Origin of the sequence: Nostoc sp., assembly GCF_036919595.1 — a bacterium.
Taxonomy (GTDB): Bacteria; Cyanobacteriota; Cyanobacteriia; order Cyanobacteriales; family Nostocaceae; genus Nostoc.
On record NZ_JBALCO010000099.1, the window covers coordinates 17,723 to 32,411 of the forward strand.

Annotated in this window: 11 protein-coding genes and 1 pseudogene; 6 read left to right on the top strand and 6 right to left on the bottom strand. The window is 40.3% G+C overall.

What is annotated here, in order from left to right; translation table 11 throughout:
• Positions 1-270: 270 nt before the first annotated feature.
• Entirely contained in the window at positions 271-906 is a 636-nt protein-coding gene (locus V7K21_RS14830) for a hypothetical protein (protein WP_335175432.1), read from the bottom strand.
• Between the two features lie 553 nt (positions 907-1,459).
• On the opposite strand from V7K21_RS14830, the gene V7K21_RS14835 reads away from it, so the two are divergent.
• Together V7K21_RS14835 and V7K21_RS14840 are read left to right on the top strand one after the other, a co-directional pair.
• Complete coding sequence (locus tag V7K21_RS14835; protein WP_335175434.1) at positions 1,460-1,792, top strand: DUF565 domain-containing protein; 333 nt, start codon at positions 1,460-1,462, stop codon at positions 1,790-1,792.
• Between the two features lie 15 nt (positions 1,793-1,807).
• A complete protein-coding gene (locus tag V7K21_RS14840) occupies positions 1,808-2,860 on the top strand; it encodes a glycerate kinase (protein ID WP_335175436.1) in 1,053 nt (350 codons plus the stop codon).
• 206 nt (positions 2,861-3,066) lie between these two features.
• On the opposite strand, the gene hisS is transcribed toward V7K21_RS14840, so the two are convergent.
• Positions 3,067-4,455, bottom strand: coding sequence for a histidine--tRNA ligase (gene hisS / locus V7K21_RS14845; RefSeq protein ID WP_335175438.1), 1,389 nt, complete (start codon positions 4,453-4,455; stop codon positions 3,067-3,069).
• A 151-nt stretch (positions 4,456-4,606) separates the two neighbouring features.
• Positions 4,607-5,053, bottom strand: a complete 447-nt coding sequence (locus V7K21_RS14850; protein ID WP_334962795.1) for a DUF3598 family protein — start codon at positions 5,051-5,053, stop codon at positions 4,607-4,609.
• A 59-nt stretch (positions 5,054-5,112) separates the two neighbouring features.
• Here V7K21_RS14850 and V7K21_RS14855 point away from each other — a divergent pair, with 59 nt between their 5' ends.
• Positions 5,113-5,277: a hypothetical protein gene (locus V7K21_RS14855; protein ID WP_335175440.1), complete on the top strand. Its 165-nt coding sequence runs from the start codon at positions 5,113-5,115 to the stop codon at positions 5,275-5,277.
• Between the two features lie 291 nt (positions 5,278-5,568).
• Here the strand turns inward: V7K21_RS14855 and V7K21_RS14860 are convergent, their stop codons facing one another.
• Together V7K21_RS14860 and V7K21_RS14865 are read right to left on the bottom strand one after the other, a co-directional pair.
• Positions 5,569-6,987, bottom strand: coding sequence for an aldehyde dehydrogenase family protein (locus V7K21_RS14860; RefSeq protein ID WP_335175442.1), 1,419 nt, complete (start codon positions 6,985-6,987; stop codon positions 5,569-5,571).
• Positions 6,988-7,053: 66 nt separating this feature from the next.
• Positions 7,054-8,097: a nitrilase-related carbon-nitrogen hydrolase gene (locus tag V7K21_RS14865; RefSeq protein ID WP_335175444.1), complete on the bottom strand. Its 1,044-nt coding sequence runs from the start codon at positions 8,095-8,097 to the stop codon at positions 7,054-7,056.
• 230 nt (positions 8,098-8,327) lie between these two features.
• Here V7K21_RS14865 and V7K21_RS14870 point away from each other — a divergent pair, with 230 nt between their 5' ends.
• The 3 genes and pseudogenes from V7K21_RS14870 to V7K21_RS14880 all read left to right on the top strand — a co-directional run bounded on the left by V7K21_RS14870 (position 8,328) and on the right by V7K21_RS14880 (position 12,025).
• Positions 8,328-9,257, top strand: coding sequence for an NmrA family NAD(P)-binding protein (locus tag V7K21_RS14870; RefSeq protein ID WP_335175446.1), 930 nt, complete (start codon positions 8,328-8,330; stop codon positions 9,255-9,257).
• A gap of 616 nt (positions 9,258-9,873) precedes the next feature.
• On the top strand, positions 9,874-10,365 hold the full coding sequence (locus tag V7K21_RS14875; protein WP_335175448.1) for a hypothetical protein: 492 nt from the start codon (positions 9,874-9,876) through the stop codon (positions 10,363-10,365).
• Positions 10,366-10,423: 58 nt separating this feature from the next.
• Positions 10,424-12,025 (top strand): annotated as a pseudogene (locus tag V7K21_RS14880) (sensor histidine kinase).
• Between the two features lie 67 nt (positions 12,026-12,092).
• Here V7K21_RS14880 and pbpC read toward each other — a convergent pair.
• On the bottom strand, positions 12,093-14,489 hold the full coding sequence (gene pbpC / locus V7K21_RS14885; RefSeq protein WP_335175450.1) for a penicillin-binding protein 1C: 2,397 nt from the start codon (positions 14,487-14,489) through the stop codon (positions 12,093-12,095).
• Between the last annotated feature and the right edge of the window lie 200 nt (positions 14,490-14,689).

The following is a 14,689-nucleotide window of genomic DNA, read 5'->3' on the forward strand; positions in this document are numbered from 1 at the left end:
ACTAATCAATAGTCGTTGATTATCTATCTTTTGTTCTTCGGAGTTTTAAATTCAACAATTTTCTTCTACTCAGTACTCTACACTTTTTCCCGTTCAGTAACGACAGTTGCTCCAAGTCACTAAAAAAAGTTCTCCAACACACTAGTACACTATGGCGTTTACCTAGCTTAGACAAGGGGATTTTGCCCCTTGTCTAAATCCTTTGTCTGGGTGATGATAGCTGAATTTACGCGCTTGCCGGACTATTTCTTCAGTACTACTGAATATCAATTATGGACTCAGCACTAGTTGCCATTCTCTGTTTTGGGAATTCCACTTGGGTAATTGAGTTTCCCCAACAACATAGGGGCCCCAATAACGACGGGAGCCATCTTGTGCAAAAGCAACTAAAATATCTCCCTTCTCCAGCTTTAAATTATTCTGAGGTAGGGATAGAATCAGTCCCTTATCACTACCTTCTTGGGGAGCAAAATCCCAATGTGCCGGTACATCATAGTTAATCTGTTTAGTACTAGAGCCTTTTGCTACCGACTGTCGCGCCAGTAGAGCTAGCCGCACAGGCTGATTTGTTTGATTGCTCATTCGCAAAGTCCCTTGATCCTTGACTTTGCTGGCTGATTTCTCACGATCTGCCAAGACAGGATGAGTATTCTCTTTACTGCTATGTTCTACTTGATTGGTTAGGGTTGCTCCTGGAGTAGATAGGCTAGCGGAAATACCTTTTTCAGGTGAAACGGGTGTAGACGAAGTTGTTTCCAACTGGGTAGTTTCAGTTGGCAGTTGTGAAGATGTATCTGGGTTTGTAGACTCTAAGGATACGCTCACTCCAAAGCATCCCATTAGAGTAACAAGCAGTCCCAAGCAACAAGCTGTAACACCGACGTTGCGATACACTGAAGATTTCATATTGATAATTTTTAGAAATAAATATTTTGTCTAAGCTTGACCAAATAGTAGCCTATTATCACGAAAGGCAATCATAAAAAGTGGCCTAATATAGACTTTCCTAAAATTAAGGATACCAATGTATTATAAGTATCATTTTGAGTAGAAAATATTCGGAGTAAATTATTTCATTGATGAAAAATAATGAGTATAAACACTTACTATTTTGTATCTTGACGTAGGCTTAGATAAAAACAAGAAAATTAGAAACCGAGCCAGTCAATTCATTTGGATAAAAAAATCAAAGCTTCCTAAAACCTCTAGCCGCCTCAACAAAGCGTCCTTTGCCAAACCTTAGATAAATCTAAGATGTATATTTCATGTTGCGTTATAAGAACCACCCTTTTAAGGACATGTACTTCCCTAAAAATGATCGGATGTGCAAATTTAAATCAATACTGGAAGCCCAGCACATATCTATAATATTAACAAACAAGCTTTGGTTAAAACCAATATCCTCTTTGAATATAAAGATATTTCAAGATATCTTGACTTTTCCCCAGAAGTCTATCTGATGCAAAACACTCGTCTGAATAACTTGTTGGATGCCATTGCTAGACGCTTGGGGCAATGGTTTTTAAATCCTTGGCGGCGACTATCGTTGCTGATAATTAGTTTTTTATTCGGTTTTTTTCTGGGAAACGCAGTTTCCACTACAGCTGGTCAACAAGGTGTATTAGACATTGTGGTAGCTGCTTTTTTAGTACTGCTGACAGAAATTACTAGTAGGATATTTTATAGTCGCAGCTTTTTGGAAAAGCGATCACTCTTGGTGGACTCACTGAATCTCCTCAAAATTGGTTTCATCTACAGCTTGTTTCTCGAAGCCTTTAAGCTGGGATCGTAGTGAGATACGGAATTTATGAATTTGTGGGTGGATGAAATTTTGGCAACGGATGCAGTAGGGGAAACTTGGCAGCGCAAAGCAACAGAAGCAGCGCTGGCAGATACGTTAAGGGCTAAAGCTTTTGGGATCACGCCGGAAAATGTCGATGAAGTGATCGAAAAGCGATCGCATTTACTAAAATCTGTCTTCCCAGCCTTTAGTCAATTCTGCCTAACTAACCTCCAGATAGAACCCCATAAAATGTTACAGGTATTATGGGACTTGTGGCTTCCTTTGGGGATCAAACTCGCATCGCAGCGCCAACAGTTGGGACGCCCCCTGATTCAGGGAATATTGGGAGGACAAGGGACTGGAAAAACCACAATATCCAATGTTCTCAAGTTGATTCTCAATCAGTTGGGATACCGGACTCTGAGTTTGTCATTAGATGACTTGTATAAAACTTACAGCGATCGCTTGGTTTTAACACAGCAAGATCCCCGCTTGATTTTGCGCGGCCCACCAGGAACCCACGATGTAGATTTAGGCTTAAATGTACTAGATCAAATCCGTCAGTTGCAAAGTCCAGTTATGGTTCCCCGCTTTGATAAATCTGCCTATGGAGGCGCTGGCGATCGCACGACTCCAGAAATCGTAACAGATATAGATATTGTACTATTTGAAGGTTGGTTTGTGGGTGTGTGCCCAATTGAGCCAGATGTATTTGATACTGCACCACCGCCAATTATCACAGATGAGGATAGAGCATTTGCCCGTGATATTAATCTTCGCCTCCACGATTATTTACCACTGTGGGAGCGATTAGATAGCTTAATTGTGCTATATCCCACCGATTATCGCTATTCTTTGGAGTGGCGCAAACAGGCGGAACAGCAGATGATTGCTGCGGTTAAATCGGGTATGAATAGTGCAGAGATAGAGAAATTTGTCAATTATTTTTGGCGATCGCTTCACCCGGAATTATTCATCAAGCCGTTGGTAAAAAATGCAACAGCAGTTGATTTAGTAATTGAGATTCATGCTGATCATAGTTTTGGTAAAGTGTATTGCGATCGGACTAATTCATAATACTCACCAAAGGTGAAAAGCAAGCTACGTATATTAATCCTCAAGAAACTCCTTTTTAACTTCGTGACTCTGTGTTCTCTGTGCCTCTGTGGTTAAATAAAAAACTTTTGAACCGCACAGACGCAGAGAAGCCAATGCGCCCTTGCGGTTCCCCGATTTGAAGCAACTGGCGCGGCACAGAGAGAAAAAGAGATGTTAAAAGTTTATTAGCTAAGCCTTCTTTTAACTTCTTCAGCCAAATCTACCAGTAGCACTTCTACTTGCTGACCTGTTTTCAAATCTTTCAGCGAGGACTTTTGTGCTGCTGCTTCTTCAGAACCAATAATTACGCAAAATTGAATTCCTTGTTTATCGGCTAGCTGAAATTGTTTACCCAAGGGACGCTTATCAAAGTTAGTGATAACATTAATTCCAGCCTGACGCAGATTTTGCGAAACTTTTAAATAAGTTGGCATTAAATCTTCTTGCATATTCACTACCATTACCTGGGCTGGTGTAGCAGCTAAAGTACCAAGAATACCAGCTTTGAGTAAACGACTAATTAAGCGAGTTAAGCCGATAGAAATGCCTACACCAGGCATTTTTTCACCCAAAAATACCCCGACTAATTCTTCATATCTCCCGCCAGAACAAATACTACCTAATGCTTCATGTCCTAATAAAGTTGTTTCGTAAACTGTGCCAGTATAGTAATCAAGACCACGGGCAATGGATAAATCAATACAGAAACGATTTTCGGCAACTCCGAGATGACGCACGCCTGCAATTACTGTTTCTAATTCGCTAATTCCCAGACTTAATAGCTCGGTTTCTTGCAGGTTTTGTGCGAGGTGATTAAGCTTATCTAATACTTCATCAATAGAACCATCAATTTTAATAAAATCAATAATCTTTTGAGTTTGTTCTTCTGAAACTCCCTGGTTCTCTAAATCTTGTTTTACTTTACGTTCACCAATTTTTTCTAGAGTATCGATGATGCCAATACAGGATTTAATTTGATTTTCAGCAATTCCCACGGACTTAAAGAAACCTGTAAGAACTTTGCGATTATTGATGCGAATCAGAAAATCACCAATATTAATTGCTTCAAATATCTCAGTGATAATTGCAGGCATCTGAGCATCATAGAGCAAGCTGAGTTCACGCCGAGCGACTACATCAATATCACACTGACGAAACTGACGAAAACGCCCATCTTTCGCGCGTTCTCCCCGAAAAACTACATCCATTTGATAGCGAGCAAAGGGAAAGGTTAACTCATTCAGATGACGGGCAATATAAGCCGCTAAAGGAACTGTTTGATCAAACTTTAAAGCTCTTGCTTCCGAACCAGTTTCACCCGATTTATCTCTCTCAGCTTGTCGATTTGGTGGCAGAATGGGATCAATGCCATAAATGATATTGTCGCCTTGATTCCCTTTAGCTTGCAGCACTTCTAAACGTTCTACAGCAGGTGTTTCGATGGGCGTAAATCCATAGCTTTCAAAAACTCTACGGATAATATCTAGTAAATATAATTCTAGACGCTTTTCATTAGGCAGAAATTCTGGAAAACCGCTAGGAGTAGAAAAGTTTATTTTGTCACCTTTTGCCATGCGTGTACCTTACTAATCTAGTGGGGTGCATTAGGACATTAGTCCTAATGCACCGAAAATCTAAGATGGTGCGTAAAAGAGCGGCATAACACACCCGACAAAACTACTGGAGAATAAAGAAATGAGTGCTTATCTCTGAGGGGATGAATTACTATTTTAGCCGTTCTTCTTGAATTAGGGTGCGTTGAAAGATTTGATTGTTCTTAAACCAATGCCAAGTGCGGGCACGATTGTTATTGTCAGGACTAATGTAGATCATTTCATATATGGTCATTTCTGGGTTTGTCTTATAAGAAAACCACAAAATAACAACTGAATCATCTACTTCCCAAGCTTTTCCTTGAATGCGATCGGTGTCAAACCAGAGCTTATTATCTTTATAGCTTCCTGGAAATTCATACTCTTCTCGTTTACCATCAGACCAATTGTAGCGATTGATTTGGTAGTAGGGATGAGGGCCATTTTCTGGAAATTGACAAGTTAAGTGAGACTCATTCTTATCGAGGATTTTTCCTGTTGTATCAATTAATGTATAAGTTCCTACCCAATCTCCTTGATGACGGGCAAGTACGGGCATTCCTTCTCGAATATTAGACATTGCAATTCACCTCTCAACAATCGTAGGTAAGGCACACAAGACAAGGTAAAAACAACAGTTTGAGCGGGTTAGAGGATGTTTTAAAAGTGGTGGCTGATGTATCAAAAACTTTAGATCCTTTTAAATCCACGCCACTTGTTCATGGAAAAAACCCCTCTGAGCGACTGGCTGTCTTTAAAAAAGAGGACTTTGAGAAGGTTATTCCCCCTTTAAAAGGAAGGTAGGGAGGATCTCGATACAACTGTAGACTTTCTAAACATCCTTTAAGCACTGCTCACCCTACAAAAACTGCTGAATGTTAGCATTGGCATTGTAAGTCAATGCATTAACATTGTAAGTCGATGCAATGCCATTGTGAGCCGATGCAATCGCATTGTAAGTTGATGCATTAACATTGTAAGTTGATGCATTAACATTGTCAGTCGATGCAATCGCATTGTCAGTTGATACAATCGCATTGTCAGACGATGCATTACACCACTTCTAAAAACTTACTTCCTGTTTTTTGACAGTATTTATGCTTCATTATCAAACCACCAAGGGTCATTAGTAGCGTTAGTTTTGATCAAAATAGCTTTTTTTCGCATGAACCGTTTCAACGCTGCCGCACCCATGCGTGACCCTCCCAAACCAGAGAATTTAAAGGCGTTTTTCTCTCCCTCGTGCATGAGTGCGGTGAGTGCAGCATCGTTGATACTAATAGCACCCGCATCTATTTGGTGGGCAACTTCTAAGGCTTCTGCTTCTGAGGCAAACACAGCAGCACTTAATCCATAAATTGAGTCATTCGCCAAAGACACCGCTTCCTCTACTGTGGAAAAAGGCATCACTGGCATAATTGGGCCAAAAGTCTCTTCTGTCATTAGTTTCATGGAATGATTAACTTGGGTGAGAACTGTCGGACGACACCACCAACCTCCACCTAAGTCTTCAATTACACCGCCGCAGTGAATTACTGCTCCCTTTTCAACTGCATCTAGGAGATGGTCGCTAATAATTGCTGCTTGTCTTTCGGCGATAATCGGGCCAATTTCTCCACTTTCGACTGTAGGGTAGGCTAGCTGAAGGCGATAAGCTTTGGCTACTAGTTGATGGTAAAACTTTTCAAATATCGATTCAGCAACATAAATTCGCTCAATTGATAGGCATGACTGTCCGGTGTTGACGACGGAACCCCACAATATTGCTGAGGTTGCTAATTCTAAATTGGCTGATTCTAAAATGATCGCAGGATCTTTTCCTCCTAATTCCAAAAAAGCTGGAATAAACTGTTTAGCAGCCGCTTCTGCCACTTTTCTCCCTGTGGCCACACTGCCTGTAAAACATACCAAATCTACATTTTCAATCAAAACAGATCCGGTTGCGCCTGCTCCTTCAACAAAAGTTAAGACCTCACGCAATTTGGGAACGGCGTTGAGTGCTGTTGTCAGTGGTGCTACGAAGCGGGGAGCGATTTCACTGGGTTTGACAATGACGGCACAACCAGCCAGCAATGCCGGAATGGTATCAATGGTAGACAGCAACAGCGGAAAATTCCACGGGCTAATTACCCCAACTAGGGGATAAGGAACAGATGCTTGTTGCAAGGCGATAAACGGAATTGCTGTATTTTTTGCAGATTCTTGCAGCAACTCCGGTGCTAACTTACACCAGCGATCGATGCTAGAGAGGAAAGAATCTATTTCTAGTACTGAGGTTGATAATCTTCCAGTATCATTTACTAAAGCTTCCGTGAGGCGATCGCGTCCAGATAATATCGCTTCTTTCCACTGCTGTAAGGCTTCAATTCTCCCCTCTAAACCCAACTGCTGCCAGCGAACCTGCGCCCTACGGGTGCGCTTACATTGCTGTGCCAGCAGCCTTGGGGGCGGCGGGATAATTACGTAGTCAAATTTGCCAGTTCGGGGATTGCGGACTTCTATTGGTTTTGTCATTAGTTATTAGTCATTAGTTATTAGTCATTAGTCATTAGTCACCATGCCTAATGCCTAATGCCCAATTCAAATGATCCCCAGTTTGGCTAACCGCTCAATGGTGGCTTGCTGCGTTTGGAGGAAGTGTTTGCGGTCTACTTCTCCCTCCAGCATAGTATTAGCGGGGTAAAAGTGTGACTGGCTGTAACTTTCGGCGTATAGCTCAAACCGCTGGCGTGCAAGTAAATTATTTAACCCCGGTCGGCGGCGATCGCGGCGTAATGCTCCTAAATCAATCTCTGCAAATGCTGCCATGCTCTCGCCTGCGCCTGTTTCTGCTAAAACGATTCCGCGATAGTCAATTATTTTAGAACCACCATCAGCCGAAGCAATGGGGATGGCAATATTAGCGATGCCTGCGGTATTGGCTGAAACTACGTATACCATATTTTCGACGGCGCGAGTGATTTTTGCCGCGTCTTTGGGGGCGAGGTTTTTGTTATACACTTCCGAGGTGGGATGCACAAAAATCTCCGCTCCTCGCATCGCCAGACACCGCGCCACTTCTGGATATAAAATTTCTTCTGATGCTAAAGCTGCCAAATTACCGATCTCCGTTTTGGCTACGGGGAAAACTCCCTCTAAACCATAGCAGTCAAGATACTTATCCCAAACATCATGGGGTGTGGGAGCAAACAAGGAATTCAGCCGCCGATACCGCAAGACGATTGAGCCAGAGGAGTCAAGAATAAAGCAGGTTTGGAAGTACAATCCGGGAAAGTTGGGATCAACTTCGTAAGCGTTACCAGCCAAAAAGATTTTATGCTTTTGGGCAATTTTACCAAGTGCCTCATACTCAGCACCAGCCATCTCCACACCAGCTTTTTCTGCCCAACCGAAGAGAGAATCTCCCATCGGGAAACCAGTGAGGAAATATTCTGGCAGTACAATTAAACGACAATCAAAGCCAATGAAAGCGATACTGGCAGCAATTTGTTGAGCTAGGCGATTGATGGAGTTTTGCATAAGCGATCGCGCTTCGTGGCGATCGCTTGCTTGGTTGACTGCATGGCAGGTAACTTGGAGTGCCAAGGCCCGGAATGAGTTGAGATTATCGGTGTTATTATCCAAAATTCCTCACCAATTCTATATAATGTGATCGCCACGAAGCGCGATCGTACAAGTTTATCTGTCAATTCAGATCAAAACATCTGTGCGTAAGTTATAGTCTTTGGTCTTGTGATAACTGTACCAGCAAGGATAATTAGATTGTTTAAATCAGGTTGCTACTTAATTGTTGTTTGCTTCTCCTGTCTTTGTATAAACTTAATTTAAATAAAGAACTCCAGGTAGAAGAGAGAATGTCAAATTTCCCTGATCGCACAGAGTCAAACACCGATAAAGTCTTACTCATCGGAGTTACTGGCGGCACAGGTGGAAATGTCGTCAAGGGATTTCTGGAACAGGGAGTTACCAACCTGCGAGTCATCACTAGAGAAATTGACCTTAATCGTCCAACTCTTGCAAAGCTCAACGATGCCAAAGTTGAACTGGTAAAAGCCAACCTCGACGATGAAACCTCACTCATAGCAGCCTTTACAGGGATTTCGGCTATTTACTGCCACGCTACTTCTGCGGACTCCACTAAAATTGACCCCCTAGAAGTGGAGAGGGCAAAGCGAGTTGCACAAGTTGCAAAGCTTGCTGACATCAAACACTTTGTCTACAATTCCGCAGGTGGGGCGGACAGGAATTCCGGAATCCCCCGCATTGAGCAAAAGTACCAAGTGGAGCAAATTCTCAAAGAAGCTGGCTTACCGACTACTATGTTGCGAGCTTGTTTGTTTATGGAGGAGTTCTGGAAGAAGTATACACGACCTTCTATCCTCAAAGGTAGTTTCCCATTTTCTATTCAGCCAGATAAGCCCCTTCATCTAATTACAACGAAGGACATGGGCCGCGTTGCTGCCTACGTAATTAAACATCCCACCAAGTATATTGGTCAAGAAATTGAGCTAGCTGGCGATGTGCTGACTCCTCTTCAGATGGCAGAGGCATTCTCCCAAGCGCAGGGGATGAAAGTTGTCCACAAAGAGACACCCGCCTGGATTTTCTTACTCTTGCTACAAAGGGAACTGTTCGATTTGATTCAGTGGTATCGCAAACAAGGTTATCAAGCCGATGTCCAGCGTTTACGAGAAGAGGAGTTTCCTGGACTTTTAACCACATTTAGGGAATTTCTAGCAGAAACCAACTGGGCAAATGCGGAACTCACCTACGAGAGTCTGTGACCGGACTAGTAAACTGTGGCGAAAGTTTGCCTACCTTTAACAAGTTGCTCAGAGCAACTTGTTAGCCCCAAATTTTGTTAATTGAGATGGTGGCGTTATTTTTGCCGTGTTGTACTAGTGATATTTTAATGATTTCAACGTCAACTGGGTTTTGAAGTCAAATGTTCCAGTTCTGAAGGGGATGTTTGAGCTTCTGAAGTCCAAGTTTCGAGTTCACACACAGGGTCATGGGGATTGGAAGGCGATCGCTGCTTGAAAAAACTAAACTAAGATTTTCCCCTTTCAAAAGGTGGGTAGCATATAGTTTATTCTTTTACAATTATTGTTTACTTGCACTTCCTTATCTTCTCAAGTGTAAGTAGATTGCTTTAGTTCTTCATCATTATTATTTTAGGCAGTTTCTCACAGCAGAATTACTGCAATGTGTATCAGTCGATGATTCCTCATTTAGATGTCTTTGCCCTTATTAAATACCTAAATAATAACACTTAAAACTTATAAAAGCTATGTGTTATTATATATATTGTGAAAATAAAAATAATTTTTTTGGTAAATATAGACAAATTAGAAGAAAAAGAAATATTAATAAGTTAGTTCTTTTGTTACAAATAGACATATGGCTTTTGATTTAGATGAAATTGTTCAACTAAATATAGCTCAAATGAATTTAAATGAAGTACATTCAGTAGTATTTAGTTTACATAAACCTAAAATTCCTTTTGTAATTTGGTTACTAGAGAACCCTAATAGTCTATTGGCGTTACCTGGAAAATTTAGTCTGCGCCATCATGATTATATTCACATACTTTTAGGTAGAGGTATTTCTCCTCAAGATGAAGCTTTTGTAATTGGATTTACAATGGGTAATGACTTAAAAACTAATAAACTACATTTATTAATCTATAAATTTTTTGCTAAATTTATATATCCATATCCTTATAATTTTTCTACCTCAGATTTAATAATTTTTAATTTAGGTTTGATATATGGCAAAAGCATTAAAGTAAAACAAATAAATGAAATTGACTTTGTAATTTATAAAAATGAAACTGTAGAATATTTGAGAAACTTTTTTGGGATTAATACTAAGCATATAAAATTTATGTAATCGGATTAAATTTGGTTACTATCTACTTTTAATATAATATCTAAAGAATACTATTAAAATGCACCTACCTGATAAAGTAAGATTCGTTGCCTCTCAACTAGTAACTGTAACAGTACTGCTGACATTACTCTTATTTCTTCCTCAAATTTGGCTCAACTGGCAAGCATATTATAACTTCAATAGTATTACTAAACATGAATTTAAACTACAAACGCTGAGTGATGAAATTACTTATCTTGATGAAGTATTAACGATGTCAGCCCGCATGAATGCTGCTACAGGGAACTATAGTTGGGAGGAACGATATCGCCAATTTGAACCTAAACTTGACATTGCTATTAAAGAATCTATTAAACTGGCTCCTCAAGCATATAAAAATGAGGATGCTAAAAAAATTGATGTAGCTAATCAGCGCTTGGTTACAATGGAATATGAATCTTTTTAATTAGTTAAGAAAAATCACAAAGATACAGCACAACTACTACTTTCCAACCGCGAATATGAAACTCAAAAGCACATTTATGCTGACGGTGTTGCCAAAAGAAACCGTAATATCTCACTTGAGTTACAGCAGAAAGTTGATGAATATTACAAAAGAATGTTTTGGGCAGTTTTAGAATCTATTATAAGTTTAACAATGCTGATTCCGGCATGGCTTTTAGTATTGCATTTATTGCAGCAATACTTAAAGGCTAAAAAAATTGCCCAAGCCGCTTTAGAAGAAGCAAATTGTAAGTTAGAAATGCAAGTAGCAGAGAGAACGGCAAAATTAAAATACAAAAATTTTCAACTAAAACAGACACTGCAACAATTGCAATCCACTCAAGTACAACTTATTCAAACTGAAAAAATGTCCTCATTAGGTCAGTTAGTTGCTGGTGTTGCTCATGAAATTAATAATCCAGTTAATTTTATTTCTGGTAACCTGCTCCATGTTAAAGAATATAGTCTACAATTACTAACCTTAATTAAACTCTATCAGCAAGAATATTGTAATTCTAATCCAGAAATAACTAGTCTGATTAAAAAGATGGATTTAGAGTTTATTATTGATGATATGCCGAAAATCTTATCCTCAATGGCAGTTGGTACTGAGCGCATTTGCGAGATTGTGCTAACTTTACGTAACTTCTCGCGTCTTGATGAAGCAGAAATGAAACCTGTTGATATTCATGAAGGAATTAATAGCACACTATTAATTTTACAGCATCGTTTCAAAGAAAAGCATAAACAGCAAGAAATTGCAATAATCAAAAATTATGGTAATTTGCCTCTTGTTGAATGTTATGCAGGAGGATTAAATCAGGTATTTATGAATATCTTCAGTAATGCTATTGATGCTTTATATGAACGGGAAGCAGAGTGTTTAAAAGGAGAGGTTAAAAAACACCATAATTCTATTATTATCCATACTCAAATTACAAATGAAGAGTGCGTGATTAGTATTAAAGATAATGGACCAGGAATAACCGAGGAAGTTAAGACTAGATTGTTTGACCCTTTCTTTACTACTAAACTTATAGGTAAAGGTACTGGCTTAGGATTATCTATTAGTTACCAGATTATAGTAGATAAGCATAAGGGAAAAATCAACTGTATTTCTGCACCTGGTAAGGGTACAGAGTTTGTGATTGAGATTCCTATCAAGCAGACACGGTAAGTAACTATATTAACACCAGATAGCAGGTCTAAATGATGCTGAAACTCTGGGCATCTACCATATCTCCCTAAGAATTACTAATAGAAAATCCCCGACGCGTAGGTTTAAGACTAGCTAACTCTACCTGAAAACTTACCTTGTCGCTCATTTCCCTACTTTTCGCTTCCAAAGTCCACTTACCAGGACGCAGATACCAAAATAAAGAATTAGCTGAGTTTGTATCTAACTTTTCACCATTCAGCCACCACTCTACAGGCGCAAATTTATTTCCCGCTAACTTAAATTCGAGTTTTTGCTTCGCTTCTTCACCTGGATACAGTAAGAATAAATCGCCATTATGCGGAGATAAAATTCTCAAATTGGTAGAAGTAAAATTTGATTGCTGTTGTTTTGCCAACCACTCATCATACTCTGGTGGTAAATTGAACTTGTTTTCTCGTTCATAAGCAATTTTATCTTCTGGATAGAAATATTCCTGCACTACTGAGGTACAATCTGGTGTTGGTCGTAACCCAGAAATTGCACAAACAGGTAATTGCACTAAACCTTCTGGGGGTGGAAAACCTGCTGGTTCTTGATGTTCGTGCAGGTGTAACATAATCCGATTCCACAAAGGTGCTGCCCCTGTAACGCCTGAAACTTGTCGCATCGGTTCACCGTTGAAATTGCCTACCCAAGTAGCGACGGTGTAATCTGTGGTAAAGCCAACTGTCCAAGTATCACGAAAATTGGAAGAAGTGCCAGTTTTAACAGCAGAAGGAAAGGGTAAATTTAACACAGAGTTTACACCAAACGCTGTGGCACGAGCATGGCTGTCACTTAACATGTTGGTAATTAATTGCCATATCGTCGTCGAATTTTGGGAAAAGTTGTAAGGAGGGTCTCCCTCCGTAGCAAACTTTTCAAGACGGATTTTAGATTTGGGATTTTGGATTGGGGAATTGGAAAATGTGCTTACTAAAGGAATGGCATCTCCAAGTCGTGCCATAGTAACGTAAGCTCTAACTAATTCCCAGAGACTGACTTCGCCACTACCCAAAGTCAAACCTAAACCATAATGTTCTGGTGTTTGATTGAGGTGTTCAAATCCCAGTTGATGTAGTCGTTCTAAGAAAGTTTCCACGCCTACCTTTTCTAATACCCGCACTGCTGGTACATTTAGGGAATTTGCTAAAGCGATTCGCACCCGCACTGGGCCAAGAAAGCGTTCGGTATAATCTGTTGGACTATAAAGTTTTGCGCCGGGAATTGCATAATGGGCGGGTACATCTGCCAAAATGGTATTTGGGTGAATTAAATCTTTTTCTAAAGCTAATTCATACACAAAAGGCTTGAGAGTAGATCCTGGTTGACGTAGCGCCTGCACTCCATCATTGCGTCCCAGTTTTGCTTCATTAAAGTAATCAGGTGAACCGACATAAGCTAAAACTTCACCAGTGCGGTTGTCAATCACCAATGCAGCTGCATCATGGACATTGTTCGCAGCTAAGGAAGAAATTACCTGCTGCACCTGTGCTTCGACAAACTGCTGTAAAGGACGATTTATAGTCGTGCGAATAACGGATTGATCCCCCCTAGCACCCGTTAATAAGGGGGGAACATAGCCCTGCTTTTCAAGGAGGGTTGGGGGAATCTGATTGGCTAACCAAAATAAAAAGTGTGGTGCGGCGATAATTCCCTGTTGGCGAGACTGAAACACAACATTTTCAGTGTGTGTTCGGGCTGCGATCGCTCCACTAATATACTTTTCCTGTACCATCCGATTAAGCACGTATTTTTGCCGTTGCTTCAGCCGTTCCCAATGCTCATAAGGGTTAAAGTATGTGGGATTATTGGGAATAGCAGCCAACAAACTAGCTTGGGCAAGATTCAATTCACTAGCTGGGATAGAAAAATAAGTCCGCGCGGCTGCTTCCACACCATATATATTGCCTCCCATTGGTAGGCGATTGATATATGCAGAGAGGATTTCATCTTTGTTCATCCCTGCTGTTAACCGCCAAGATAGCCAAACCTCACTCACTTTACCAGAGAAGCTGCGAGGGACAGGATCTAACATCCGCGCCAATTGCATGGTAATTGTGGAAGCACCGGAAACAATTCTTTTCGCATGGATGGCTTCTTTACTGGCGCGGACAACTGCTTTCATATCCAACGCCCCGTGATCGTAAAAGCTGCCATCTTCGGCAGCTAAAATAGCATGGATAAACTGGGGAGAAACCTGATTTAGTGGTATTACTGATGTATGCTCTTGGTCACGGGTGAGCAGTGTTCCTAATGGTAAACCATTGCGATCGCTAAATTGCATTGCCAACTGATTTTGGGCAATATCTGCGGCACGAAGGGGCGCAAAATAAGGTAGTAAGCGTACCGCTAGACATATGAGCAGCCCAGCTAAAATAACTTTACTAGTTTTACGCAGTTTGTGCTTAATTTTGGTTAGCGATCGTGAAATTAGTTTCATCAGGGAATCCCCTGTTTAAGAAAACTTACCTTAATTTTCCCGCCGACTTACTTACATCTACATCAGTAAATATCTTAAATCCTTAATAATTCATTTTTACTAACTTAGCAAATCTAAATTAATATTTGCGAAATTTAAATACTTCTTTATAGTTAAGAATTGTAGTTATTTTTTGGAACAATCACACTGAATTAGCTATC

Coding starts and splice junctions, on each gene's coding strand:
- V7K21_RS14875 (WP_335175448.1), top strand. CDS start 9,874: ATGGCTTTTGATTTAGATGAAATTGTTCAACTAAATATAGCTCAAATG.
- V7K21_RS14830 (WP_335175432.1), bottom strand. CDS start 906: ATGAAATCTTCAGTGTATCGCAACGTCGGTGTTACAGCTTGTTGCTTG.
- V7K21_RS14870 (WP_335175446.1), top strand. CDS start 8,328: ATGTCAAATTTCCCTGATCGCACAGAGTCAAACACCGATAAAGTCTTA.
- V7K21_RS14860 (WP_335175442.1), bottom strand. CDS start 6,987: ATGACAAAACCAATAGAAGTCCGCAATCCCCGAACTGGCAAATTTGAC.
- V7K21_RS14850 (WP_334962795.1), bottom strand. CDS start 5,053: ATGTCTAATATTCGAGAAGGAATGCCCGTACTTGCCCGTCATCAAGGA.
- hisS (WP_335175438.1), bottom strand. CDS start 4,455: ATGGCAAAAGGTGACAAAATAAACTTTTCTACTCCTAGCGGTTTTCCA.
- V7K21_RS14840 (WP_335175436.1), top strand. CDS start 1,808: ATGAATTTGTGGGTGGATGAAATTTTGGCAACGGATGCAGTAGGGGAA.
- V7K21_RS14835 (WP_335175434.1), top strand. CDS start 1,460: ATGCAAAACACTCGTCTGAATAACTTGTTGGATGCCATTGCTAGACGC.
- pbpC (WP_335175450.1), bottom strand. CDS start 14,489: ATGAAACTAATTTCACGATCGCTAACCAAAATTAAGCACAAACTGCGT.